Origin of the sequence: Bacteroides sp. PHL 2737, assembly GCF_004115325.2 — a bacterium.
Taxonomy (GTDB): domain Bacteria; phylum Bacteroidota; class Bacteroidia; order Bacteroidales; family Bacteroidaceae; genus Bacteroides; species Bacteroides hominis.
Genome location: NZ_CP040630.1, coordinates 4,622,572 through 4,647,776 on the forward strand (window position 1 = coordinate 4,622,572; position 25,205 = coordinate 4,647,776).

A 25,205-nucleotide genomic window follows, 5' to 3' on the forward strand; every position below is an offset into this window, starting at 1 on the left:
ATTTACTAAAAAGTCAAGTTCATTTCCATACCGAAATAAGGCGATTCGGACGTTCTCCGTTGCAGTACGCCCCGTAACGTATAATCAGGATAAATACCCAAAAGCCGGTTTACATAAAAAGCCAGATTCAGATACTTACCGATCCGTTTACTCGCCTTCAGATTGATATCCATATAAAAAGGCACAGTAGTACGCTCAAAATAAGTGGCTGAATATTTCTCCACCAGATGCTGTAACTGAATATTGTTTTTATCTTCTTCGCGAAACGGATGCGTTTCACCGGATTGATCGATATAGCTTACCGGCACGCCGTTATTCCACAAGTTCCGTCTGTTGGTATACCAAGTGCATTGTGCCGACGTGGAGAAAGTAAGCCCCAAACGCTGTATATAGGTATCAAACATAAAGTTCGTATTGAATGCCTGGCTTTCTGTTCCGTTGTCCCCATTATACAACCCCACATATTTCAACTGTTTGTTGTCCAACAATATAGAAGAGGCCTTATATTTGGGAGAGTCCGAATTATAAACTGTCTTTATCCAGGCTCCATACATAGTGACGCGGGTCTTGAGCGATTCGATTCGTTTGGAAGCGAACTGAAACTCCACTCCTTCTTTACGCACCTTCATTACATTGCCTTGTGTGGAATACACATCCAGATTATATTCATTTGCATAAGTCAACTGGGAAAGTTGGGGAGGAGCCGTCAAAGCTGAGCCGTCGATACTTGCAGGATCATATAGCTTATACGCTAATGATTTATAATAAGTGATATCATCAAAAGCATTGTTCATCCGTTCGCGGAAATAAGTCATCGACAGACGGTTTCCCTTATAGCTGACGTCGGCCCGCACTTCCCATTTCATGTTACGTGCCGGTTCCAACTGATAGTTTGTATTATCCCATTTATACGTCATCATATTGATACGGCGATAATCCGGGTTGGTATGGTAATAATTCAGCTGGATCAAGTCTACATACTTAAAATCCGGATATAGCTGTGCGGTGGTCGGCATACGGCTGATCCAGCCCAAACCTCCCGAAAAGGCAACATTCCATCCGTTTGATACCGGCAAACTCCATTGCAAGTCCAGACGGAGATCGGGATATATCTTACCCTGCATCTTATATTTAGTGTCCAGCCCCAATAAGGACTGCAAGCGGATACCGGCCGTAAAAGCCAATTTATGTCTATTTACAGGAAGATTCAACACCTCCTCGGCATAGAAGGCGAAAGGTTGCAGCCCCGGTATGTCCTTAAAACGGCGCGGACGTGTACTCAAACTTTCACTGATGGGCCGTGTCACATCGAATACCTGGCCTTCTCCCAAATTCTTCTGATAATTCCATTCCATCCCTATATTCATTGCATTTTGCAGCATCCCCAGTGGAAAAGCCAATTGCGTACGGGCAGAAGCCGTAACATATAAAGGTTTACCGTCAATTTCCATCTGCGCCACATAATTATAAGGCAGATAGATGCCATCAGATTCTCCGGTCTCTGTCTGAGTAGCAATAGCGGCCGGACGATTCAGAGACACAGATTTCGTTTCACGCATCTTCTCCCACTGCCAACTGACAGAAGTTGCCGCGCTAATCTCACGAATCCACGAATGGTTAGGGAATTTCAGGTTCCATTTTCCTGCCATCTTCAAACTACTGAAGTCTGATTTATAAGAGTCCTCCTTTACGGTTGCATCTTTATCCCGTTTCGCATCATCAAACGATCCGGTATAGTCGGTACTGATATTCCAATGAATATTACGTTCATTCCATAACCATTTTCCATCCAGACGGGTGGAGGCTGTGAGACGGGTATAGTTTTTCACGCTGTTGCGCGGATCTATTTTTGAATCCAGATAACTCAAATCGGCATTCAAAACATAACGTCCGTTCCCGTCCAACTGGAATCCTTTGCCCACTGAAAACAGTTTGCTGGTCTTATCAGCCTTGAAGCGTGCAGATAACGGACTTTCGCTGGTTTTACGCTGGATAATCACAGCGCCGTTTGCCACGTTACCATAAGCTACAGAGGGAATACCACGAATGATCTCCACCTTTTCAATATTATCAGTCGGAATGGTACGCATATCCAGTCCCTTTGACATCGTACTCGTCGCATTTACAGCAGAAGTGCTACTCGGCATATATTGCAGATTGGCATCCGTATTCTGAAAAATACCATCAATGTAAAATCCAACTCCCAATGAAGAGATATCTTCCGTCTTACCCGTTTCACGTATACGAATCAGATTGGCCTGTCCCATCTGAGGATCAGCCGATTTTCCCCCGGGTATCAGTTCCATCAAATCACTGAAACTGCTGGGTTGAAGATGTTTCATGGCAGTACGGTCGACTATGGAAGCACTGGTAGCACGCTTTGATTCGGAAGCAGTCACTACCACTTCGTTCAACGCCATGTTTGAGGGCTTTAAATGAAAGATTTCTGAAGTATTTCCAAGCACTTTAATCTCTTTTTCGGTAGAATCATACCCTAAATAAGATACGACGATCCGATAGGTCCCGGGCTTGATATGAAGAAGTTCAAAATGTCCGTTTGCATCTGTTATTCCGCCATAAGCAAACTGTTTCTCCACAAACAACTGAATGGTGGCATAATCCAATGCTTTATGAGTTTGTTCATCCAATACAGTACCCCGGAATACAAACGTCTGCCCCCACGCACGAGACACATTACAGCAAATTATAAATAAAAAAAGTATATATGCAATTTTACGAATCATCTCACTTTCTATTAGCTTGCAAAAGTACAATATACCCACAGCGGGGACAATACCAAAATTTAGGTATAATATTGTATCTATATGCAAACACAATACCTACATTTAGTTGTTTTACCTAATCTTTATCAATGTAAAATCACCTTTGATGAAATCTTTCTATTATAGGATTACCATTCTGACATTAGCTATGACTCTTTTTTATTTACTGTCCTTATCTTCCTCCAAGCACGTTTATATATAGATAACATCCGATCAAATGCGGGACGTTCCTATTTCGGCTTACATCACAGGAAGCTTGATCCAATATATACCCCTATGAAATAACAATATATGAAACGCCCCTTAACAATATATGTAATCGGAATAACATATATTGTTAAGGGGCGTTTCGTGTATTCTACCCGACAGGTAGGATACAAAGTGTTTAAAGTCTGTTCAGGTGATTCTTACCTGTCGACCGCACACTCGGATTTCCTTTGTATGAAACTTCACCGCTTCCTTGAATATTAGTCACAAGTGTCTTTGTAGCTACACAGGTAATATCTCCGGAACCGTTGACACGGGCTGTTACATTCTCTGCATCCAACTTACGCGCATTAAGTTCTCCCGACCTGCTCAGCACCAATGTGGCATCGCGGGTAGAACCGGACAGAGTCATATCACCCGAACCGGCCAATTGTGCCGCCACATTATTGGCACGGATACCCAATACATCCATATCACCCGATCCGCTCAATTTTGCCGTTACGGTCGATGTGGTATAAGCACTTCTTACTTTCAGATCACCTGATCCCTGAAGCATTGCACTGATTTCGCTCCCGGTAACACCGACAACATTCAAGTCACCCGAACCCTGCAAAGTCAGACTCACACTTTTAGCACGAATCTGTCCTTTCACATCAATATCTCCGGAACCTTTCAACAAAGCAGAAAAATCACCATTGCATGTTACATCTCCCGCAACGATGTCTCCCGAACCGGCCAATGATACCTCAAGTTCTTCTGCCTTCAGATTACCTAAATAGATATCGCCCGACCCCTGAAGGAAAGCACTTCTTAAAGACGGACTGGAAACCAGGACTTTCAGCCGTCCCGCTTTACCATAAGAAATATTAGTATGTGGCTTCATATTCACTATCAGCGTACTTCCTTCTACCCGGCATTCTATCAAATCGACCAGATTGTCCGATCCTGTAACCTGAACCTTGGTTCCTCCCGACGACTGTGTGTATTCAATGGTCGGACTTCCTTTCAGCTGAATCCGATCGAATCCCGACACTTTAACGTTCTTCGTTATGTATTTACCACTTGCCACAATCGCTCCTTGGGCACTTACCAACGTTGCCGACATCAACAAAGACAGAAAAAGAAATGCACTGATCCCTCTCTTACAAATTGTTTTCATATTCATTCTATTTTTTGATTATAGCTATTAGACGTAACAAGTATCCGGAACGTTGCACAGAAACCTGTATTTCTTGCAAAAAAACGGATGGTTGCTTTCCTTAATACAGTTCCAAACCGAACTCTTCCTTCAGTTGCAACAATGCGCTGTTCTTTTGTGCCATCATCTGGAACTTTTCCACACGGCTGACGGCACGTACATTCTCCGTCGCTTCGCTGACACGAACGGTCATTGTCACTTTGCGGTTCTTTAATGAACCACGCAAATATGCTTGTATGTTGGGAATCAGTGCCGTGAAATCTTTCGCAATGATTTCATTGTCTACCACCACCTCAAAAGTCGTATCATTGAGCAATGACAGACGCATGTTCTGCATACGCATGGCAATCGCTTTCTGTTCTATCGGCATACGTCCGGCGTATTCCTGCCAATAATAATTCAAATCGCGTTCATTGAAGATGAAATCTTCTTCAATCTGCTGTGTCTGCGCCTGGACAGTATGGACCGCTCCCGATCCCTGCTGCTCTTCCTCCTTCTGAGGGTGCTTGATGGAAAGTCCGAGACTGGATTTCTTCATCACAGGAATCTTCTTTTCTTCTTTAAACTGCGCCATCCGTACCGCATCGGGCATAGCTCCCGGTGGAGAAACCGCTCCGCCCGGACGTATGTTGACAGCCGGAGAGGCAGTGGCTTGCTGGGGTGCAACCTGCGGAGCAGCAGGTGCAGCGACATTCGTACTCTGAGATTGCGAAGCGGCAGGTGCTACCTGAGGCTGCTGTGCAGCGGCGGGTTGCGTGAAGACGGGTTTTATGGCTTGTTTAGGGCCACGCCCACCACTGCCGTCATCCCCCTCAACGGTAAGCTGAGCAACCTGTATCAAGGTCAGTTCCACCAACAGACGTTTATTTTTGCTGGCGCGGTAGTTCATATCACAATCATTGCAAAGTTTCATGGCCCGGTACAGGAACGGCAATGTGCACTTCTGTGCCTGCTCCTGATAACGTTGGCGGATACTGGCACCTACCTCAAGCAACTGGAGTGTAGCAGCATCTTTGCTCACCAACAAATCACGAAAGTGTGATGAAAGTCCGGTGATGAAATGGCTACCGTCGAATCCTTTGTTCAGTACATCGTTGAACAATAGTAAAGCATCACTTACCTTATTTTCAAGGAAGCAGTCTGTCAGGCGGAAATAGTATTCATAATCCAGCACATTAAGATTCTCAATCACACTCTTGTAGGTGATATTACCTCCGGTGAAACTTACTACCTGGTCGAAAATGGAAAGTGCATCACGCATACCTCCATCGGCTTTGAGCGCAATCACGTTCAAGGCTTCAGGTTCGGCCGTGATTCCTTCTTTCGATGCCACATAAGACAGATGATTCACGGTATCATCCACACTGATACGGTTAAAATCGTAAATCTGACAACGCGACAAAATGGTGGGAAGGATTTTATGCTTCTCCGTTGTAGCCAAAATGAAAATGGCATGGCGGGGAGGTTCTTCCAATGTCTTCAGGAAGGCGTTGAAAGCCGAGGCCGACAGCATGTGTACCTCGTCAATGATATACACTTTATACTTACCTATCTGTGGCGGAATACGCACCTGTTCCACCAGTTGGCGGATATCGTCTACCGAGTTGTTGGACGCCGCATCCAGTTCATGAATGTTGTACGAGCGTTGCTCGTTGAAAGCGACACACGACTCACATTCGTTGCAGGCTTCGCCATCTGCCGTAAGATTCATACAGTTGATGGTCTTGGCAAAGATACGTGCACAAGTAGTTTTACCCACTCCGCGCGGTCCGCAGAACAGATAAGCATGCGCCAGTTTCTGGGTGGCGATAGCATTTTTCAGTGTAGTGGTCAGTGCCCGTTGCCCCACGACCGACTCAAAGGTGGAAGGACGATACTTACGGGCGGATACGATATAGTTTTCCATATTCCGGATGATCTCTGTTTTTTGAGTTTGTGCAAATGTACGCAAAAAAGTGCAAGGAGAAAAAAGGAAGCGGAATAAGTTTTAGAGCGGAAATGCTACGTTTTAAGTTATTAGTTTTATCTTTGCATCTGGAATTAATGAGAAAATCATGGGCAAATTAATCACAATCTGGGAGTTTATAGGCAGACATAAATACTGGATCACCGTCCTGGCATTCGGAGTCATCATCGGCTTTTTGGACGAAAACAGTATGATCCGCCGCATCGGCTATGCACGCGAAATCAGCCGCTTGCAGGGAGAGATTGATAAATACCGCGCAGAGTATGAAGAAAACACGGAGCGCCTCAACTCGTTGAGCACCAATCCTGAAGCCATCGAACAGATAGCGCGCGAAAAATATCTGATGAAAAAGCCCAACGAAGACATTTACGTATTTGACGAGAACGAATGAAACAACTGATACCCGCACTTTTCGCCGTAGGCGCCGTGATGGCTCTCGTAGGAGCTGCCGTCTTTATCACCGGATGGGTGTATGCACCTTATATATATACCATCGGGGCAGGCTTTGTGGCATTGGCCCAGGTCAACACTCCGCTCCGGGCAAAAAGCAAAACGCTCCGCCGACTGCGCATTCAACAGATATTCGGTGCACTGGCATTGATACTGACAGGTGCATTCATGTTCACCACACGCGGCAACGAATGGATTGCCTGCCTCACCATAGCAGCTATATTGGAACTTTATACAGCTTTTCGCATTCCGCAGGAAGAGGAGAAAGAGCTCTCTAAATAAAAAAGAGCTCCCCTTTTTCAAAGTTTCCTCTCTACCTTCCACTTGCATCAGCAATTGAAACCGAATGATACACTACTTTAAATGAATAACCATCGTAGTGTCCCGTTCGAGTTCAAAACAGCATTTTTCAAACGAAGGAGCTCCCAAGACTCCTTCGGCATCATTGCTGAACCCGAACTTTTCCAAAGGACGCCCGAATGCACCGGTATCCAACTTCCCGTTTTCATTTTCATCCTGAAAGAGGGAAATGGCATAAGTACCGGCAGGAATTCCCTTACAGGGTATCTCTATTGTCCGGTCCTTCACTCCTACTCGAAAACCGAAAACAGGCTTCTTCATAAAGGTCTGTTTGGAAGAATAGATAGCCACGTAAACAGATCCGTCCACATGCTCCACGTCTTTGACAATCAATGTCAGATTCTGACCCGTTACGGACACACTCGTTAATACTGCAAACAGCAAAATAATCATTGTCTTCATAATGGTAAATATTTAAAAATTAGAAACATCATAAGCTACTTTCTTACCTAAAGTGATATAAACTCCCAGATAGAAGAAATGGTCACTGGAAGCACGGACGGCCTGTCCGTTAATCCGTCCATATTCGTTCTTACGCCCCGTCAGATTAGTGGCAGAGGCATGTACGATAACCTTCTTACTCGCCAGCACAGTGATACCCAAATCGAGAGAATGGCAGGGTTTTACTTCATCATTCATCAACCCCGGCAGCTCCGGATTATGATAAGGACGCCCACTTGCCAACCGGTCGGTCACGCTGAAGATGGTTCGCAGACGGGGAACACTGTATTTCAGTACCAATGACACATTATGACGGGTAGCGTATTGCGGAACGGTCAGTTCAGTATATTCCCGGTATTTCCGTTTTGAAAGATTATAAGAATAGGACAAACGGTATTCAAAATTCTTCCATAGGGCATTGTCACAAAAATATAGGTCAATGCCTTTACTATATCCGTATCCATCAGGAACCATACCTTGGGGAACAGACAATTCCAGCCTTTTATAATTTTTGTAATAAAACTCCGCTTTGTAAAATCGCCCGCTCTGTTCGTATTGGAGACTGAAGAGAGTCTGCCTACAGATATTAGAGGGCAAAGCAGTGTTTTTTATCAGGTATTTATTTTCCGGTAATTGAGTGTATTGTCCTGCCACAACCGAGATTGACAAACGATTCCACGCATAACTGACAGCAGCTCTGGGAGACCAGTTCATCCGCCGGTTCAATGAAACATACTCCGGACGGAAAGACAGTTCTGTTTTGAAGTGTTCCGACAGATAAAAAATGGACGAAAGAAATCCTGCACAGATCGTGGGGTACATACGGTTTTCATCATAGAGCAACTCAAACCGATAATAATCCCAATATGACCGGATAAAAGTTTCAACTCCCGCATCCAGACGTAGCCAAGGAGTAAATTGCCGGAAGGACCTGACTTTCAAATGAAGTTCCTGCTGCCGCTCACTCCATGCATCCCCGCCTGTCACTGCACCTCCCACTCGCCGGTCATAAAAAGAATACGCAGCCCCGAAAAACCAATTCCAACCGGAAGCGGCACGTTTGCGGAAGGTAGTGTTCAGATAAACATTGTTTTCACCCAAACCGAAGAGATGACGGTCTGCATCTGCATAATTCGAAAAGGAAGTACGGTCATACCCTGCATATAATTTGAATACAGTCCTTTCATCCGGCGTGTACCGATATTGGGCAGCACCGGAAAACATACCGTATGGCTGCTTGAAATCAGTCCGGGAAGGATAAACCCGATAATAAGGTGACAGATTCTGATAATCGAGATTCAGCGAAAGTGAAGAGTGCCCGAAAGCCCGCGTACCACCTCCTCCCAACCCGACGGTAGAAACATTCATCCCCAGTTTATTGACCGTACTATGGTCCTTGGTTTCCAGAGGAAGTACAGCAGACAAGGCCTCTCCATACTCCTGTGACTGTCCGCCGGAAGCCAGATTGACACCACTGAACATAAAAGTGGAATAGCGTCCTCGTGCAGGAGTATCCGCTCCGGTTGTAGTATAAGGATTCAACACATGCATGCCGTCTATATAGGTCTGTGTTTCGTTACTGCTCCCGCCACGCACCAGCAGACGACCGCTTTCACCCTGAATTTGAGCCCCCGGAAGGGTTTGCAAAGCCCGATATAAATCTCCGTTAGCTCCTCCTACCGTTACCAGATCGACCGGTCGCAAATCGCTCCAGCGGCTGTTAGCCCTGGGAGTTTTATGTGCTTTGACGACTACCTCGTCCAACAATATACTATCACCTAAAGTCGTGAAAAAAATGGTATCCGTAGTTACGTTTTGGGCTACGAGTGAAACCGGGAGAAGCATCAAGCTTCCAATTACTGTTACATAGAATCTTTTCATTGTGGTCTGTTTGCTAACATTTTCACCGGCAAACATAAAGGATCGGTTCCAAGCAAAAAAATATCCGGGACAGACAGCCCGGATATGTGACAAGCAGCTCGTCCTATGTGACGAACTGCATCTTTTTGTGACCAACGGTTATTTGCCGACTATAGTTTCCATCAGCTCTTTAACCTGTTTGGAATAGGCCCGTGATACAGGTATCTCTTCCGGACAACCTTCCAAAAGCAAACGGTAGCCCTGTGAGTTTCCACTAACCTTTACCACCTTACGGAGATTGACCAAAAAAGCACGGTGGCACTTCACCACCAACGGAGACCCACCGGTTACTTCCTCCGCCTGCTTCATGGTCATCCGCAACAGACACTGCATAGTTCTGCCTCCTTTCTGATAGTTCACCCGGATATAGTTTCCATCGGACTCTATATACAACAAGTCCTTAGAGTCCAATTCCAAAGATTCCCTGGTACCGCCCTGGAACGAAAGCAAAGAAACTATTTCAGTTGTTTCTATAGATTCCGTCGCAGATACTGGCCGCTGTAAATGGAGGTTCATCTCCGTCGCTTCCTCTAAATGGATAGCCAACAACCTGTTTTGATTCAATAAAATGAAAAGTACTGTAGGGAAAAGTCCGATAACCAAAGTGAACAATGCAAAAACACAAAAGACATCCCAACGCAGCCCCCAGCCAAAAACAAATGTTGAATAAAGCCAGTTACCGACAGCAATAAATAAGATTACCATCAACAGATTGACTATCTGTTTCCATACAGTCCACCCCTCTTCTTTGTAAAACTCCGGAAACAGACAGGCAAAAAGATACACGGGGATGCTCAGAAATACTGCTGTCACACCCATAAAGCCCAAAAGTATCCAAAACTTATGCCCCTCAATGCCCGATATTCCGAAAGGCTGTAAAACCAGTAATATAAGGAATACGACCAACGAAGAAATCAATACCACCTTCCATCTTTGATACACAACCGGATAAGGACTTTGCAGGTATCTTCGTATTTTTTCACTCCAATGATTTCCCATTTGTATTCTGTTTTTCACTCTTATTGCAAAGTAATATAAAATATCGCACGGACAGCTATAAATCGAGAGATAATCTTAAAGACAAAAAGAGGCAATCCTCTTCAGAATTGCCTCTCCTATTTCATAATATGATAAACCGGATTTTACTTCTTACCCACAGGAGCATATCTTGCGTTAAGTCCGTCTACAATTTCTTTTGTGATGTTCAGTGTGCTGTCGGCATACAACAGATTATCAAAACTGGTATTGCTGATAATCAGGTTATAACCTTTAGTCTTATTGTATTCTTTCAGGAAAGCATTGATAGAGTCACGCAGAATCTGGCTGTTTTTAGCATTTTCAGATGCCATTTCGGTAGCCAGTTTGTTTTGCAATGCCTGCAAATCCTGCTCCAATTTACCTAAGCGTGCATATTCCTGTTGTGCTCTTTCCGGAGAAATAAAAGCATTGCTTTCATATTTCTTCTGGAATTCCTGCTGTGATTTACGCAGTTCGTTAGCTTTTTGATTTAATACCATACGGCTGTTCTCTTCCTTACTGATCATATCAGCATTCAGATCTTTGCAGAAATTATATTGAGACAACAATGTATCTACTTCTACATAAGCGATTTTCAGACCAGAAGTGGCATTTGCATTTCCGGAAGCAGCAGGAGCAGCAGCATTGTCGGCTTTACCAGCGCATTGTGAAAAAAGAAAGAGGAATGCAAGAGCAGCAAATCCGTTAATGAGGTAATTCATTCTCTTCATACTTGTAAAATATAGTTTTTTAATTAATTAGTTCATACTATCGTTTAAGGTTTTCTCAATTTCATCAATAGAAAAGCGCCGTTTCTTTTGTGCTTCCCGATCTTGAGACTGTGCACAACTTATGCCTCTCTCCCTTAACGCTTTATTGCCGCTGACGTGCCCGTTGGGAAATTTTCCGCCTTTTGTAAAGAAGACTTTTATGCCTAATAAACCAAGGCAAATAGCAACTATTAACAGAGTTATCAGTATTGTATAGAGCATTTCTATTAATTTTGTGGGTGCAAATATAGACTTTTGTACTGACTAAGCCTCCTTTTTTACCATAAAAAAAGAGAAACGGGTTCAAAATTCGCAAGCAAATTAACCATATTTAGCAATAAGGGGTTAAAATTGAATTTTTAATTCCATAAAAAGAAAAGAGAATGGAAAAATCAGAACTGAAACCGGCCGGCGTATTTCACTTCTTCAACGAAATCTGCCAGGTGCCCCGTCCTTCAAAGAAGGAAGAAAAGATAATCGCTTATTTAAAAGCGTTCGGAGAAAAATATAATTTAGAGACAAAAGTGGACGAAGCCGGTAATGTACTTATCAAGAAGCCGGCTACTCCGGGTAAAGAAAACCTGAAGACAGTGATCTTGCAATCACACGTAGACATGGTGTGCGAAAAGAATAACGATACGGAGCATGACTTCCTGACCGACCCTATCGAAACGGAGATTGACGGGGAATGGATGAAGGCAAAAGGAACAACTCTGGGGGCTGACAACGGTATCGGTGTAGCTACTGAGTTGGCCATTCTGGCCGACGACAGCATTGAGCACGGTCCTCTCGAATGTCTGTTCACTGTAGATGAAGAGACAGGTCTGACCGGTGCTTTTGCCCTGAAAGAGGGGTTCATGAACGGGGAAATCCTATTAAACCTCGACTCGGAAGATGAAGGTGAACTTTTCATCGGTTGTGCAGGTGGTATCGACTCGGTTGCCCAATTCAAATACGAAACGGTGATGACACCCATCAGCCACCTTTGCTTCCATATCACCGTGAAAGGTCTGAAAGGCGGGCATTCCGGTGGAGATATCCATCTGGGACGTGGCAATGCCAACAAGATTCTGAATCGCTTCCTGTACCTGATGCAGAATACTTATCAGGAAGACTTCTTCCTCTTCGAATTCAATGGAGGTAACCTGCGAAATGCCATTCCGCGTGAAGCTTCAGCTGTATTCTCCGTACCGGAACATTATAAGCACGATGTGCGCACAGCCTTGAATGTCTTTATTGCAGAAATAGAAGACGAACTTCATAAGATAGAACCGGATCTGAGTATTCTTCTTGAAACGGAACCTCGTCGTGACTGGGCTATCGACCCAAGTACAGCCTATCGCCTGATCACTTCGTTGTATGCCTGCCCGCACGGAGTTTATGCCATGAGCCATGACATCCCGGGTCTGGTGGAAACATCGACCAATCTGGCATCTGTCAAGATGAAACCGGAAAATACTATCCGTATCGAAACCAGCCAGCGCAGTTCCATTCTTTCTTCACGCGACGATGTAGCCAACACTGTACGTGCAGTATTTACTTTGGCAGGCGCGCAAGTGACTTGGGGTGACGGATATCCCGGATGGAAACCCAATCCGGACTCGGAAATCCTGAAAGTAGCTGAAGAGTCATATAAACGTCTGTTCGGTGTAGATGCCAAAGTGAAAGCAATTCACGCCGGACTGGAATGTGGTTTATTCCTTGATAAATATCCTGCATTGGACATGATTTCCTTCGGTCCTACATTGACAGGAGTCCACTCTCCGGACGAACGGATGCATATTCCTTCAGTAGATAAATTCTGGAAGCATCTGTTGGATGTATTGGCACATATTCCGGCAAAGAACTAAATCAATTTCACCACAGAGGACACAAAGAAGAATTCACTTGATAATTCTAAAATTAAAAATCTGTGTGCTCTGTGGTGAATCAAAACGAGAACTAAAATCTATGCTCCGTCTTTTCTTTTTATTGCTGATTTCCTCCACTTCACTTTTTCTTTCTGCACAAAATCAGCCTCCTTTTCGTGTCGTCTTTTGGAATACCGAAAACTTCTTCGATACCCGGCACGATTCACTCAAAAATGACAGGGAGTTTCTGCCCCATTCACTCCGGCATTGGGGCTATAGCCGATATAAAAAGAAGATAGATAATGTGGCCCGCACTCTTGCAGCAGTCGGAGAATGGAACTTTCCGGTATTGATAGGATTGTGTGAAGTGGAAAATGATACGGTTATGCGCGATCTCACGCTTTATTCTCCGCTTAAGGAGGCAGATTATCGTTATGTGATGACACACTCTCCTGACCAGCGCGGTATCGACGTAGCACTGCTTTACCAACGCGACCGATTCAAACTCCTTACCTGTTCTTCCATCCCTGTCGGCAATTTTGAGAATCATCGTCCGACAAGGGATATCCTGCACGTCAGCGGATTATTGCTGACAGGTGATACACTGGATGTATTGGTGGCACATCTACCCTCCCGCTCGGGCGGAGCACGTCAATCAGAACCTTATCGCCTTTTTGCAGCACAAAAACTGAAAAATGCGGCAGACAGCCTAATGTGTGTCCGCCGTTCTGCCAAATTGATTATTATGGGAGATTTTAATGATTATCCCACTGACAAATCTGTAAAACAAGTCCTGAAAGCCCTTTCTCCCGAAGAGAATCCTGACCATAAACAACTGTACCACTTACTGGCGCGAAAAGCCAAGAACCGTAACTTCGGTTCCTATAAATATCAGGGTGAATGGGGATTGCTGGATCACCTGATTGTATCCGGTACACTGCTTGATACTTCCGGTACGCTTTTTACCGAGGAAAAAAAGGCAAGCGTACTGCGCTTGCCTTTCCTTCTGATAAAAGATGAAAAATACGGAGGCATGCAGCCTTTCCGCACCTACATCGGAATGAAATACCAGGGAGGATACAGTGATCACTTACCTGTATATACCGATTTCGAAACCAATCAATCCGAATATTGATATACCTTCAGTTCAAACTTGGGTACCATAGCAAAAAAATGATCGAAAATATCGGATTGGATACGTTCATATTCTTTCCAAACCTTGTTACGGGAAAAGAAATAAATCTGAATAGGTACCCCGTATTCAGTAGCTTCCTTCTGGCTGATAATCAGGTCGAGATCCTGATTTACCACAGGCAAACTGCAAAGATAACGTTCTACGTATACCCTGAATACTTGCGAATTTGTAGGCACCACTCCTTCCTCCGGCTGATAATCTGCCAACAGAGGTATCTCTTTGCGAAAGGTATCAAGCATTTCGGGGGTGCAGAACTTCAAAGTTGTCAGATCAAGAAAAATGCTCTTCATCACCCGCCGTCCTCCGGATTCCGTCATTCCCCGCCAGTTCTGGAACGAGCCGTTCACCAAAGAATAGGGAGGAACGGTAGAAATAGTATTATCGAAATTCTGAATCTTAACGGTATTCAATGTAATCTCTTCCACAATGCCGTTTGCATTGGTTGAAGGGATGGTCACCCAGTCACCGGGACGTATCATATCGTTGGCAGACAACTGAATGCCTGCCACAAACCCCAGAATGCTATCTTTAAAGACCAACATCAGAATAGCGGCAGAAGCCCCCAACCCGGCGAACAGCGTAGCAGGAGATTTATCGACAATTATGGAGACAATCACAATGCCGCCAATAAAGAAGACAAGAACCTGTAAAACCTGAATAAAGCCTTTCATCGGACGATTCTTCAACTTTTCTTTTCCATTGAGTATATCCAGCAACATCAACAGACTGCTGTTGAGAGCCAGTAACAAGGCAAAGATCATATAGATAACACAAATTTTCTGCGAAACCAGCAACAAAGTCTTTCCGTGTACAAATGCCATAGGCAAAAGCATATACATCAGAATACCTGGTAGAATATGGATCAGGTGGTGAATCACTTTATGTTTGACCATCAATGTATCCCATTTATAAGGAGTCCGCCGTGCCAGACGCTTTATTCCACCCACAAAAATGGCCTGGCAAAGATAATCCAGTCCGACCGCAATAAAAATCATCAGGATGGCAATAATCGTTTCATCAAAGGTATTCGCTATTTTCGGGTCCACTCCCCAACCTATAAGGATTTTATTCATCCAACTTCCTAAATCTATCATAACTATCGTCTTTATTTTAACATGTTCATTTTATCAAAATAACACCTGAATGGGCTTTAGGTTTAGCCCAAATAAAAAAGGCTGTATTGAAAAACGGTATTTTCAATACAGCCAGCTTCATCTGTTACCAGAAATCCTTATCCATTTACCTTTTTATAATCTTCCAGAAATTTCTTCAGCCCGGCATCTGTCAGCGGATGATTCAGCAGCCCCTTAATGGCACTCAACGGGCAAGTCGCCACATCGGCACCGGCTTCCACACATTCCATTATATGCTTGGTGCTACGGATGGAGGCCGCCAACACCTGAGTAGGATAATTGTAGAAACGGTACATCCGCACAATATCGGCAACCAGTCCGACACCATCTTCACAAATGTCATCCAGGCGTCCTACGAAAGGAGAAACATACGTAGCTCCCGCTTTGGCAGCCAGCAAAGCCTGACCGGCAGAAAAGACCAACGTACAGTTGGTGCGAATGCCCTGTTCGGAAAAGTGCTTGATGGCTTTGATGCCGTCGGCAATGCAGGGCACCTTCACCACAATGTGGGGATTGAGGGCTGCCAACTCTTTTCCTTCCCGAATCATTCCTTCGTAATCAGTAGCGATCACTTCGGCACTGACATCACCTTGCACGATGTTACATATCTCCACGTAATGCTTCCGTTGGTTCCCGACTCCTTTTATCCCCTCTTTAGCCATCAGAGAAGGATTAGTCGTTACTCCGTCCAAGACTCCCAAATCGTGTGCTTCCCGGATTTGCTCCAGGTTAGCCGTATCAATAAAGAATTTCATACCTAATAGTGTTTAATATCTTATATTCAAACAGATAACCCGGAGCAGTTGTTCAATGGAACGACTTACTTCTGCAAACGGATACCGATTTCGTTCAAAGCGACCTTTGCCGGAGTAGCGTCCGGTGTAGTGGCATCGAGTTTGATGTAGCGGGCACTGACCTTGTTGCCGAACGAAACGGTCTGCGGAACAGGGTTGTGCATAATGTTGCTGAACTCCCCGGTAGTCGGCACTTCTTTCCAGTCTTCACCATTGGTACTTACATAGAATTTATAACGGAAAGCCATTGTCGGCTTCGCTTCCGCATTGGCAGGAGCATATACGAAACCTGCCATCTCTACGGCTTTTCCAAGATCAATCACCAACGGAGAGGCAGTCACTTGTTTCCATGCAGCACGAGGCAGATCGTTCCAATTTTCTTTCGCAGACGCCTCTTCCAACGGACGGGCATAGTAGGCAGCCACTTCGCTGATATTAGCCGTCAGACGGCAAGCATCAATCTTCACTCTCAGTTGAGTGGCCTCGATAGCCGGAATACGTATCAGACGTTTATAACCCACGGTAGTACCTTTGGCTATCTCCTTCCATCCTCCGGCAGTCAGTGCCTCGACAGTAAAAGCTTCTGTACGCTGTCCTTTCGAGATATCCTCACGTAGCATCACCACGTTGATTTCCGATTTCGGTTTCAGCTGATAGGTATGGGTATCACCCGGTTTGGCAGCCCATGGTTTCAATCCGCCTTTCACACGATTATCGGCAAAAATTTCTTTGCGATAGTCGGCAAACTCTTTCAGACGGTTAACGTCGGCATCGCTGATGCGTCCGCGCCGATCGGGAGGGATATTGAGCAGCAACACTGAGTTGTAACCCACAGATTTGAAATAAATATCGGTCAGATGCTTGAGGCTCTTCACCTTACCGTCCTCCTGCTGATGATAAAACCATCCCGGACGGATCGATACATCCACCTCGGAAGGATACCAGAAGAGTTCTCTGGCATTAACCAACATGTCGCGTCCGCCCAAATCTTTGGAAGTCGCTTTTACACCTAACGCTTTGTTCTGCTCTTCACAACGGGCATAAGTGCCCGGAGTCAATACGGTGGCACTCCACTCCGTTTCACGCCCCAGTCCGCGTTCGTTGCCTACCCATCGTACATCGTCACCCATAATGGCAGTCACTGCATGGGGTTGAAGACGACGGATGGTAGAGAGGATGGCGGTCCAATCATATTCCTGTTTCTTTCCGTTGGGACCTTCACCATTGGCTCCGTCGAACCAGACTTCGTGTACTTCACCATAATTGGTAAGCAGTTCAGTCAGCTGTTCGATAAAGAATTCGTTGTATTTCGGAGAATCCCCATAACAAGATGCATTCCGATCCCAGGGAGAGAGGTAAACACCGAACTTGATACCGTATTTATCACAGGCATCACGGAGTTCACGCACCACATCACCCTTTCCGCCTTTCCAAGGAGAAGAGGCCACGGAGTGGTTAGTAGTCCTGGTAGGCCACAGGCAAAATCCATCATGATGCTTGGCGGTCAGGATAGCCATCTTGAAACCCGCCTCTTTGAGTGAACGCACCCATTGTTCCGCATCAAGTTCGGAGGGATTGAAGAGTGCGGGATCCTCTTTTCCGTCTCCCCACTCACGCCCGGTAAAAGTATTGATACCAAAATGGAGGAAAGCAGTCAGTTCCATCTGTTGCCACGCCAGCTGTTGCGGAGTAGGTACAAGACGTGCTGCCATATCGACTTTCTGCTCAAGGGTAGCATCTTGCGGAAATTCCACGTGCTTCACATAGTAGTCGTCTTTTTTTTGGGCCTGTCCGGCTGTACAGATAGCTGCAAGCAGAACCGTCGATAAAATAAGTTTCTTCATAAATGTATTGTTTTAAGTTTGATTTACCACAGAGTAACACAGAGTCTCTCACAAAGAATTTTCCTCTCTTCAATATCCTATTAACAAGAACTTAAAAACTCTCTGAAACTCTGTGGTAAACCGTATCCTTTTCTATTCCACGTTAAATATTCTGTCTATTTCACTCCTCTCAGCGTGAACTCAAAACTCTGCTCCGTCAGCGGCACACGGTATTGCGGTTGTACACCGGGACCACAGGTTGCTGTCCCTACACCTGCCTGTTCGGCATCCAGATGAACAGTGATACGGCCGTTACGTTCCAGATCGTTAATGTGGCGGGCTTTCTCCAGCACATCGTCAGTAAACGGAACGACACTGAACTGGAACGGACGGTTCGAATCGACAAAGATTCCTTGTCCAGCTTCATCCTCCAATTTCATCCAGCGGACATCCGTACGATTTCCGGTAGACTGCGGAGTCACGTAATAGTGGAACATCCTTTCGGCAGTAGTCCGATACAGCCCTATCTTGCCCGACTGCATACGGTCAGCGTAAGTCTCGTTATCACCGCGTCCCAGATAAGCCACATTGCCAAACGTATCGTTCATCTCGAAGGCCAGCCCCAGGCGTGCCATTGATTTCACCACAGCCGTATCGGGACGGAAAGTCACTTTCACCTTCAAAGCCCCGGCAGCATTCAGTGAGTAAATGAAATCGGCATCCCCCACTTTAGTTCCCTTCGCATTCAGGACTTCTACTCGTGCAGTAGCGGTACTCTTGCTCTCCTTCAGTGACACCACTTTCTGGCTCAGCTGATCGAGTCCGGATTTACGCCAAAGATATGCACCGTTGCGATCGCGGTTATCATTGTCCGTAGCGGGACGGAAAAGACTCAGTGTAACAGGAGTTGCCAGCAATTCCTGCCCGTCCAGTGTAAAAGAGTTCAAAGCACCAGTCGCCTTATCCAACGTAAAAGCAGTCTGTCCGGCCTTGGCAGGCAGATGAGCCGTACTGTTCTTTGTTCCGGGCAATACAAACTGGTCGTAAGCCACCTCCCAATCAGTACCCACCATCAGTGAAGCTTCTTTACGAGTCCAGCTCAGGTTGAGATATCCTTCACGCACATTGGCAGGCAAGACAACTTTTCCTAATGTCACATCAACTGTAGCATGTGGCGCACAATTCACTTCTTTTGTTCCTTCTGTGACCGTTTGTCCGTTATCGCCCACCACCTGCCAATGCAGGATATATTCGTTCAGATTGGAGAAGTCGAACCAGTTTTTCACTCTTATGGTCAGATTACTCTTATAGAGCAAGGTACACTTGATGTTCTGATAAATCTTTTTCACTTCAAGCAAGTGCGGATGCGGGACACGGTCAGCGCTTACCAACCCGTTGCAGCAGAAATTACCGAAACTCGGAACTCCTTTGGGACCGTAGTCCCCACCATACGACCAATACCAACGCCCATTCGCGTCTATCTCACGGAACGACTGGTCTACCCAGTCCCACACGCAACCGCCTTGTGCCATCGGATTATTTTCGAACACATCCCAATACTCCTTCAGGCCACCTACGCTGTTGCCCATGGCGTGCACGTATTCGCAAAGAATGAACGGACGGTAAATATCTTTCTGTGCCAGATAGGTTTTGATTTCATCGACACTGCGGTACATCCGGCAATAAATATCGGTGTTATAATTCTGCTCGGCACGTTCGTATTGAACGGGACGATTCTTTTCTACCGATTTCAACCAGTCATAGGTACGTTCGAAGTTAATTCCGTTTCCGGCTTCGTTACCCAACGACCAAATGACGATGGCAGGATGGTTCTTCGAACGCTCGTACATACGGTGTGTACGATCCATGTGTGCTGTCAGCCAAGTGCTGTCCTTGGCAAGCGAAGCAGGACCGTAGCCCATACCGTGCGACTCGATGTTGGCCTCGTCGATCATATAAAGTCCGTAGCGATCGCAAAGCTGATACCAGTACGGATGAGTGGGATAATGTGAATTACGCACGGTATTGATATTGTGCAGCTTCATCAATCGGATATCCTGCTCCATCAGCTCTTTGCTGACAGTACGTCCCAATTGCGAATGTTCATGCCGGTTGGTTCCCTTCACCAGCACAGGTACACCATTGATGCAGAAACGTCCGTCCTTGATCTCCGAAGTACGGAAACCCACTTCGCAACCAGTAACTTCCGTCACCCGTCCTCCCGCATTTTTCAGTTCCAACACGAGCGTATAGAGATTGGGGTGCTCGGCACTCCAAGGCTTCACGTCTTTCAGGCGCTGTTCACCGAAAGTGATGAAGTTACTCAACCCACGTGATTTGACAGGCATTTCGCCCGAAAGTACGGGACGTCCGGCTGCATCATTCAGGGTATAAGTTATAGATACCGCTCCATTGGCAGGTCCCTCAACGGTAACATCGAGTCCGAAGATACCATCTTTGTAACGCTCCTTCTCGAGGGTGGCATTTACTTTATAGTCGGCAATGTACTGCTTCGGAGTACTGTACAAATATACATCACGTTCAATGCCACTCAAACGCCACATATCCTGACATTCCAGGTAAGAGCCCGAACTCCAGCGGTAGACTTCAAGTGCGACGGTATTCTCGCCTTCTTCCAGCTTGTCAGTAATGTCCCACTCGGCTGCCGTCTTTGAGCCTTGGTTGTAACCGAGGAAATGGCCGTTCACCCATACATAATAGAAAGAGGTGACACCTTCACAACAGAGAACCACCCGACGGTCTTTCCATCCGGAAGGCACAGTGAAAGTTCGTCGGTAAGAGCCAACTTCGTTTTCTTCAGACGGTACGAGAGGAGGATTCTTCTTGAAGTTGAACATCTTATCATCGAATTCATAAGTCTCGTTCACATAAATAGCAGTTCCATATCCCTGACGCTCCCAGTTTCCGGGTACGTTAATGTCTGCCCACCCTCCGGTATAGAACGAAGGTTTATAAAAGTCTTTCGGACGGAGGTCGGGATTCTTCACCCAATGGAACTTCCATTTGCCGTTCAGGCTCAAATAATAGGGAGACTGTTCATAGTCCCCTTTTTTCACATCGGCAGCATCTGCGTAAGGCCACACATAGGTGTGAGGGGCCAACTTGTTCAGGCCTACCGCATATTGGCTCTGCCATTCGGGAGTCTTCTGCGCCTTTGCGGGCACCATAACCAGACAGGCCAGTAGCAGTAGAAAGGTTAGTTTGATAGGTTTGTTCATTGTTTATCAGGTATTTAATATTCAATTATCTTTCTCGGGGGATGTGTCAAAACTCGCGACAGAAGACTTTTGACACATCTCCCTTTGATTTTTAAAGGTAAATACGGATCCTATTCGATCATAACTTCGTCAAAAAAGACGCGCGCTTCCTGTCCGGGACGCACATGATCAGGAGGACATTTTCCGGCTCCACGAACTGTAACGCGCACATATCTGGCCTTTACCGTTCCCAGATCGAATTTCAAATCATCCACATAAGTTCCTTCACGGAAAATATCTTCGGGAGTAAATCGCTTCTCTCCCACTGCCGTAAAATTAATGTTATCCGAAGACAACGCAACACTAACGGACTCCGGTTTGTGCACAGCCATTCCGTACACTGTAATAGAACCCAGCGTAAAAGTATGGATATTTTCTTCTTTTTGCAAATCTATCGTAAAAGAAATACTATCATTGTCTGTCCACGAGCACCATTCGGAATCGGTTTGTTTCAAGCTGCCACGCACTCCGTTGGTTAAAACCGGAACACCGGAAGCCCCCCGGGTGAATACCGGTTTCGCAGTAGCCTTATTGTATGACAAAGGCAACACGAGGGTCTTTCCCATCTGCTGCCCATCGGCAAAAGTGGCACACTTCAAGGTCTGTGCGGTACGGAACGTGAGCGACTGAGTATAGAGAGCAGAAGCTGCTCCCGGCTCAGTGCCATCAGTTGTATAACGGATTTCCACATCGGGACGCATGCACTCCAGTTTCACTTGCAATGTACCATCAACCGGAGTAGACGTATGTTGTATGTTGTACATAGAACGGGCGTATCCCACCCCTTTGACGGCAAGGTGTTCGTTATAACGATCCAGCGCTTTCAGAAACGAAGCCCAGTTTTTCTGCTCCGGGCGACTCCATCCCACTTCGGCAAGTGCTGCCAGACGGGGGAAGACGAGATAGTCCACATCCTCGGGACGGTTACAGAACTCCGTCCATAACGATGCCTGTACGCCCATCAGTAACGAAGCATATTCGGGCTTCCAATTCTTCTGCACAGGTTCGTATTGATAAACGTCTTTCAGCGTATTGTTACCAAAATAAGTGAGTGGTTCAAACCATTGCGGTCCTTGATAACGGATCAGGTACATCACACGGGCCGGAGTCATCACAAAACGATGTCCCTGCGCAGCAGCTTTCAGGGCAGCGTTGCCCATCCCTTGCCAACCGAAGACAACGGCTCCCTCGGGGATGAAGCTGTTTGTCAACTCGTCCCATCCCATCACCTCTTTACCTTTACTGCGCACATAGTCGCCTATCCGCTTCATGAAATAGCCTTGAAGGTCCTCTTCATGGGCAATGTGTTCTTTCTTCATACGATCCTGGCAAAGAGGACACTTTTTCCAATAAGTCTTCTGCGCTTCGTCGCCACCCAGATGGATGTAATGTGAAGGAAAAAGCGCAGCCACTTCATCAATGACATCTTGCAGAAAAGTGAATACACTATCGTTTCCGGCACAGTAGATGATTCCTGCATGGTCTCCACCCAGACCGGGCAATACACCGATAAACCGGTCTACCACGGGACAAGCCAGATGCGGATAAGCAGCCAGTGACGAATTGGTATGTGCCGGCATCTCTATCTCGGGAATGATCTCTACCTGACGGTCGGCAGCATAAGCTATCATCTCCCTCATATCCTCCTGGGTATAAAAGCCACCGATGGGAGTCGGTTCTCCGGGCAACGGATTCCGGCGCGAATGGAATGGCACATCGGTATGATCCACCCGCCAGGCACCGACCTCGGTCAGCCGGGGATATTTCTTAATTTCAAGCCGCCAGCCATTATCGTCCACCAGATGGAAATGGAGTTTATTCACCTTCAGCATAGCCATGCAATCGATGATTCTCAACACATATTCTTTGGGAAGAAAAAAGCGGGAAACATCAAGCATTAGCCCCCGGTAACCGAAACGGGGCTCGTCCTGAATGCTCAAACAAGGAACCGTCCACAGTGCATTGACTGTATGATGATTTTCAATATCGGGAGGAAGCAACTGGCGGATGGTCTGCAAGGCATAGAAAAACCCTTTCACATCCGATGCTCTGACCGTAATCTGTTCCGGAATGATATCCAACCGATAGGCTTCGCTTTTCAATGACTTGTCGGTGACGAAACGTACATCGCCTTTCATCTTTCCCGTTTTCAGTACGGGAGTAAACCCGGCAGCTTTGGTGAAGAGGTTTATAAAATTCCGTACCACTTTCGCCTGCTCGGCATTTTCCACAGCCAGCGTAGTACCTCCGGAAAAACGGAAATGCCCGGTGCCCGATACCATTTGTACCGGGCAGGGGACTATAGAAACTGTTTGTGTTAAGTCATCGGCCTGCAACGCCGCAAGGGGGCAGAGCGTCAGCAGGAGTATGCATATTATAATGTGTTTCATATATCCGGGATTTCCACTTATTCTTTATCTCTCTCCGGCGAGAAACGTACCGGATCATTATACTGTTCCTGAAGTTGCAACATCTGCTCTTTGAGTTCTTTCACTACAGGTTCGTATTCTTTCTGCCCGTACAGATTATGCATCTCCGTCGGATCAGCCTGCATATCATAAAGTTCCCACCAGTTGATGTCATTGTAGAAATGAATCAGTTTATAGCGTTCGGTACGTACCCCGTAGTGGCGTTTCACCATATGTTCGGCAGGATACTCATAGAAATGATAGTACAGTGCCTTCCGCCAGTCTTTGGGTTGTTCACCCTTCAGCAACGGTAACAGAGATACACCCTGAATATCGGCAGGAACGGGAGCACCGGCCAATTCGAGGAACGTAGGTGCATAGTCGATGTTCTGAACCATTTCGGTAATGTCGCCACGACGGTCAAACCCCTTCGGCATACGCATGATCAGCGGTGTGCGCATCGATTCTTCGTACATGAAGCGTTTGTCGAACCAGCCGTGTTCGCCCATATAGAAGCCTTGGTCAGAAGTGTAGACTACCAGGGTGTTATCCAGTAATCCTTTCTTTTCAAGATAGTCGAGCACACGTCCCACATTGTCGTCCAGCGACTTCACTGTCTTCATATAGTCACGCATGTAACGCTGGAACTTCCAGTTGGCAAGTTCCTTCCCACTTAGATTCAGCTTGTAGAAGTCATCGATCAACGGACCGTAGAATTTATCCCATGCCGCACGTTGTCCTTCGTCCATACGTCCCAGAAATCTCTGGTAGAGCGATTTTAAACGTGAATCTTTATCGGGGCGAAGCATCTTCAGGTCATAAATCATATCCATATCCTTCACAATACTCATCTCTTGCGCTGCGGCAGCCGGACGGCCTTCGTAATCGTCAAAGAAATTGTCGGGCAGCGGGAAGGTTTTGTCTTCGTACAAAGCCAGGTTACAGGTATCCGCCATCCAGTTGCGATGGATAGCCTTATGGTGAATCAGCAGACAGAACGGTTTGCTCTCGTCACGTTTGTTCTCCATCCAATCGATAGCGTCATCAGTAATCAAGTTGGTAATGTACCCATGTCTGTGAACGGTGTCGTTGTCCTGAGTGATAAAGTCGGGGTTATAATAGTCACCTTGTCCGGGCACGATCTCCCAATAATTGAATCCTGAGGGCAGACTCTCAAGGTGCCACTTGCCTACGAGTGCAGTTTGATAGCCGGCCTTCTGAAGCAGTTTCGGGAAAGTTTGCTGGGAACTGTCGAACACGCAGGTAGTATTGTCATAAAACTTGTTGGCACAACTATGCTTGCCTGTGATCATACAAGCACGGCTGGGACCGCTCAGAGAGTTTGCAACGAAGGAATTTGTAAAACGCACGCCGTCACGGGCAATACGGTCGAGGTTCGGAGTTTCCATATAACGGGTATCGTAGCAGCTCATCATTTGTGCCGTATGGTCGTCCGTCATAATATAAACAATGTTCAGGGGCTTTTGCTCTTCTTTCTGTTTGCCTGTGGCACATGAAGCCAAAGAAGCTACTGCCGCCGCACCTGTCAGCGAGCAGAGAATTCCGGAAGATAGGTTGTTCATCATAAAGTAGTTTTTCTATTAGGGATTAA

The 25,205-nt window shown here is 46.1% G+C and carries 18 protein-coding genes; 4 read left to right on the top strand and 14 right to left on the bottom strand.

Features of this window, described 5'->3' with window-relative positions:
* Window positions 1–5 precede the first annotated feature (5 nt).
* The 3 genes from DBK98_RS19220 to DBK98_RS19230 form a co-directional block, all read right to left on the bottom strand.
* Window positions 6–2,744, bottom strand: coding sequence for a carboxypeptidase-like regulatory domain-containing protein (locus DBK98_RS19220; protein WP_032535736.1), 2,739 nt, complete (start codon window positions 2,742–2,744; stop codon window positions 6–8).
* Between the two features lie 424 nt (window positions 2,745–3,168).
* Window positions 3,169–4,149: a head GIN domain-containing protein gene (locus DBK98_RS19225; protein WP_032535751.1), complete on the bottom strand. Its 981-nt coding sequence runs from the start codon at window positions 4,147–4,149 to the stop codon at window positions 3,169–3,171.
* Between the two features lie 100 nt (window positions 4,150–4,249).
* Window positions 4,250–6,094 (bottom strand): DNA polymerase III subunit gamma/tau, encoded by a 1,845-nt coding sequence (locus DBK98_RS19230; RefSeq protein WP_032531692.1) that lies wholly within the window; start codon window positions 6,092–6,094, stop codon window positions 4,250–4,252.
* A gap of 148 nt (window positions 6,095–6,242) precedes the next feature.
* Here DBK98_RS19230 and DBK98_RS19235 point away from each other — a divergent pair, with 148 nt between their 5' ends.
* Together DBK98_RS19235 and DBK98_RS19240 are read left to right on the top strand one after the other, a co-directional pair.
* Window positions 6,243–6,545, top strand: coding sequence for a septum formation initiator family protein (locus tag DBK98_RS19235; RefSeq protein WP_032535735.1), 303 nt, complete (start codon window positions 6,243–6,245; stop codon window positions 6,543–6,545).
* On the top strand, window positions 6,542–6,886 hold the full coding sequence (locus tag DBK98_RS19240; RefSeq protein WP_005807567.1) for a hypothetical protein: 345 nt from the start codon (window positions 6,542–6,544) through the stop codon (window positions 6,884–6,886). The genes DBK98_RS19235 and DBK98_RS19240 overlap by 4 nt, the downstream gene beginning before the upstream one ends.
* Before the next feature lie 72 nt (window positions 6,887–6,958).
* Here DBK98_RS19240 and DBK98_RS19245 read toward each other — a convergent pair whose 3' ends face one another.
* From DBK98_RS19245 to DBK98_RS19265, 5 genes are all read right to left on the bottom strand, one after another.
* Complete coding sequence (locus DBK98_RS19245) at window positions 6,959–7,366, bottom strand: DUF2141 domain-containing protein (protein WP_022011996.1); 408 nt, start codon at window positions 7,364–7,366, stop codon at window positions 6,959–6,961.
* 12 nt (window positions 7,367–7,378) lie between these two features.
* A complete protein-coding gene (locus DBK98_RS19250) occupies window positions 7,379–9,322 on the bottom strand; it encodes a TonB-dependent siderophore receptor (protein WP_032535734.1) in 1,944 nt (647 codons plus the stop codon).
* A 102-nt stretch (window positions 9,323–9,424) separates the two neighbouring features.
* Window positions 9,425–10,324 carry a LytTR family DNA-binding domain-containing protein gene (locus tag DBK98_RS19255; protein WP_032535733.1) on the bottom strand — a complete coding sequence of 300 codons (900 nt, stop codon included), beginning with the start codon at window positions 10,322–10,324 and terminating at the stop codon, window positions 9,425–9,427.
* A 143-nt stretch (window positions 10,325–10,467) separates the two neighbouring features.
* Entirely contained in the window at window positions 10,468–11,073 is a 606-nt protein-coding gene (locus DBK98_RS19260; RefSeq protein WP_005780522.1) for an OmpH family outer membrane protein, read from the bottom strand.
* 27 nt (window positions 11,074–11,100) lie between these two features.
* On the bottom strand, window positions 11,101–11,334 hold the full coding sequence (locus tag DBK98_RS19265) for a hypothetical protein (RefSeq protein WP_005807575.1): 234 nt from the start codon (window positions 11,332–11,334) through the stop codon (window positions 11,101–11,103).
* Window positions 11,335–11,495: 161 nt separating this feature from the next.
* Between DBK98_RS19265 and DBK98_RS19270 the strand changes: the two genes are divergently transcribed.
* Together DBK98_RS19270 and DBK98_RS19275 are read left to right on the top strand one after the other, a co-directional pair.
* Window positions 11,496–12,962 carry an aminoacyl-histidine dipeptidase gene (locus DBK98_RS19270; RefSeq protein ID WP_005780526.1) on the top strand — a complete coding sequence of 489 codons (1,467 nt, stop codon included), beginning with the start codon at window positions 11,496–11,498 and terminating at the stop codon, window positions 12,960–12,962.
* Between the two features lie 100 nt (window positions 12,963–13,062).
* The gene (locus tag DBK98_RS19275) at window positions 13,063–14,097 is read left to right on the top strand and encodes an endonuclease/exonuclease/phosphatase family protein (protein WP_032531690.1); all 1,035 of its coding nucleotides are present in this window, start codon (window positions 13,063–13,065) and stop codon (window positions 14,095–14,097) included.
* Here the strand turns inward: DBK98_RS19275 and DBK98_RS19280 are convergent.
* The 6 genes from DBK98_RS19280 to DBK98_RS19305 form a co-directional block, all read right to left on the bottom strand.
* Entirely contained in the window at window positions 14,082–15,251 is a 1,170-nt protein-coding gene (locus DBK98_RS19280; RefSeq protein WP_005780530.1) for a mechanosensitive ion channel family protein, read from the bottom strand. The genes DBK98_RS19275 and DBK98_RS19280 overlap by 16 nt on opposite strands.
* 137 nt (window positions 15,252–15,388) lie before the next feature.
* Window positions 15,389–16,045 carry a fructose-6-phosphate aldolase gene (gene fsa / locus DBK98_RS19285; protein WP_005780531.1) on the bottom strand — a complete coding sequence of 219 codons (657 nt, stop codon included), beginning with the start codon at window positions 16,043–16,045 and terminating at the stop codon, window positions 15,389–15,391.
* Window positions 16,046–16,110: 65 nt separating this feature from the next.
* On the bottom strand, window positions 16,111–17,928 hold the full coding sequence (locus DBK98_RS19290; RefSeq protein WP_005807581.1) for an alpha-L-fucosidase: 1,818 nt from the start codon (window positions 17,926–17,928) through the stop codon (window positions 16,111–16,113).
* Window positions 17,929–18,083: 155 nt separating this feature from the next.
* Window positions 18,084–21,146: a glycoside hydrolase family 2 TIM barrel-domain containing protein gene (locus DBK98_RS19295; protein WP_005807583.1), complete on the bottom strand. Its 3,063-nt coding sequence runs from the start codon at window positions 21,144–21,146 to the stop codon at window positions 18,084–18,086.
* Window positions 21,147–21,256: 110 nt separating this feature from the next.
* Complete coding sequence (locus DBK98_RS19300; protein WP_005807585.1) at window positions 21,257–23,575, bottom strand: glycoside hydrolase family 20 protein; 2,319 nt, start codon at window positions 23,573–23,575, stop codon at window positions 21,257–21,259.
* Between the two features lie 17 nt (window positions 23,576–23,592).
* Entirely contained in the window at window positions 23,593–25,179 is a 1,587-nt protein-coding gene (locus tag DBK98_RS19305; protein WP_080594296.1) for a sulfatase, read from the bottom strand.
* Window positions 25,180–25,205 lie beyond the last annotated feature (26 nt).

Coding starts and splice junctions, on each gene's coding strand:
- DBK98_RS19220 (WP_032535736.1), bottom strand. CDS start 2,744: ATGATTCGTAAAATTGCATATATACTTTTTTTATTTATAATTTGCTGT.
- DBK98_RS19225 (WP_032535751.1), bottom strand. CDS start 4,149: ATGAAAACAATTTGTAAGAGAGGGATCAGTGCATTTCTTTTTCTGTCT.
- DBK98_RS19230 (WP_032531692.1), bottom strand. CDS start 6,094: ATGGAAAACTATATCGTATCCGCCCGTAAGTATCGTCCTTCCACCTTT.
- DBK98_RS19235 (WP_032535735.1), top strand. CDS start 6,243: ATGGGCAAATTAATCACAATCTGGGAGTTTATAGGCAGACATAAATAC.
- DBK98_RS19240 (WP_005807567.1), top strand. CDS start 6,542: ATGAAACAACTGATACCCGCACTTTTCGCCGTAGGCGCCGTGATGGCT.
- DBK98_RS19245 (WP_022011996.1), bottom strand. CDS start 7,366: ATGAAGACAATGATTATTTTGCTGTTTGCAGTATTAACGAGTGTGTCC.
- DBK98_RS19250 (WP_032535734.1), bottom strand. CDS start 9,322: ATGTTTGCCGGTGAAAATGTTAGCAAACAGACCACAATGAAAAGATTC.
- DBK98_RS19255 (WP_032535733.1), bottom strand. CDS start 10,324: ATGGGAAATCATTGGAGTGAAAAAATACGAAGATACCTGCAAAGTCCT.
- DBK98_RS19260 (WP_005780522.1), bottom strand. CDS start 11,073: ATGAAGAGAATGAATTACCTCATTAACGGATTTGCTGCTCTTGCATTC.
- DBK98_RS19265 (WP_005807575.1), bottom strand. CDS start 11,334: ATGCTCTATACAATACTGATAACTCTGTTAATAGTTGCTATTTGCCTT.
- DBK98_RS19270 (WP_005780526.1), top strand. CDS start 11,496: ATGGAAAAATCAGAACTGAAACCGGCCGGCGTATTTCACTTCTTCAAC.
- DBK98_RS19275 (WP_032531690.1), top strand. CDS start 13,063: ATGCTCCGTCTTTTCTTTTTATTGCTGATTTCCTCCACTTCACTTTTT.
- DBK98_RS19280 (WP_005780530.1), bottom strand. CDS start 15,251: ATGATAGATTTAGGAAGTTGGATGAATAAAATCCTTATAGGTTGGGGA.
- fsa (WP_005780531.1), bottom strand. CDS start 16,045: ATGAAATTCTTTATTGATACGGCTAACCTGGAGCAAATCCGGGAAGCA.
- DBK98_RS19290 (WP_005807581.1), bottom strand. CDS start 17,928: ATGAAGAAACTTATTTTATCGACGGTTCTGCTTGCAGCTATCTGTACA.
- DBK98_RS19295 (WP_005807583.1), bottom strand. CDS start 21,146: ATGAACAAACCTATCAAACTAACCTTTCTACTGCTACTGGCCTGTCTG.
- DBK98_RS19300 (WP_005807585.1), bottom strand. CDS start 23,575: ATGAAACACATTATAATATGCATACTCCTGCTGACGCTCTGCCCCCTT.
- DBK98_RS19305 (WP_080594296.1), bottom strand. CDS start 25,179: ATGATGAACAACCTATCTTCCGGAATTCTCTGCTCGCTGACAGGTGCG.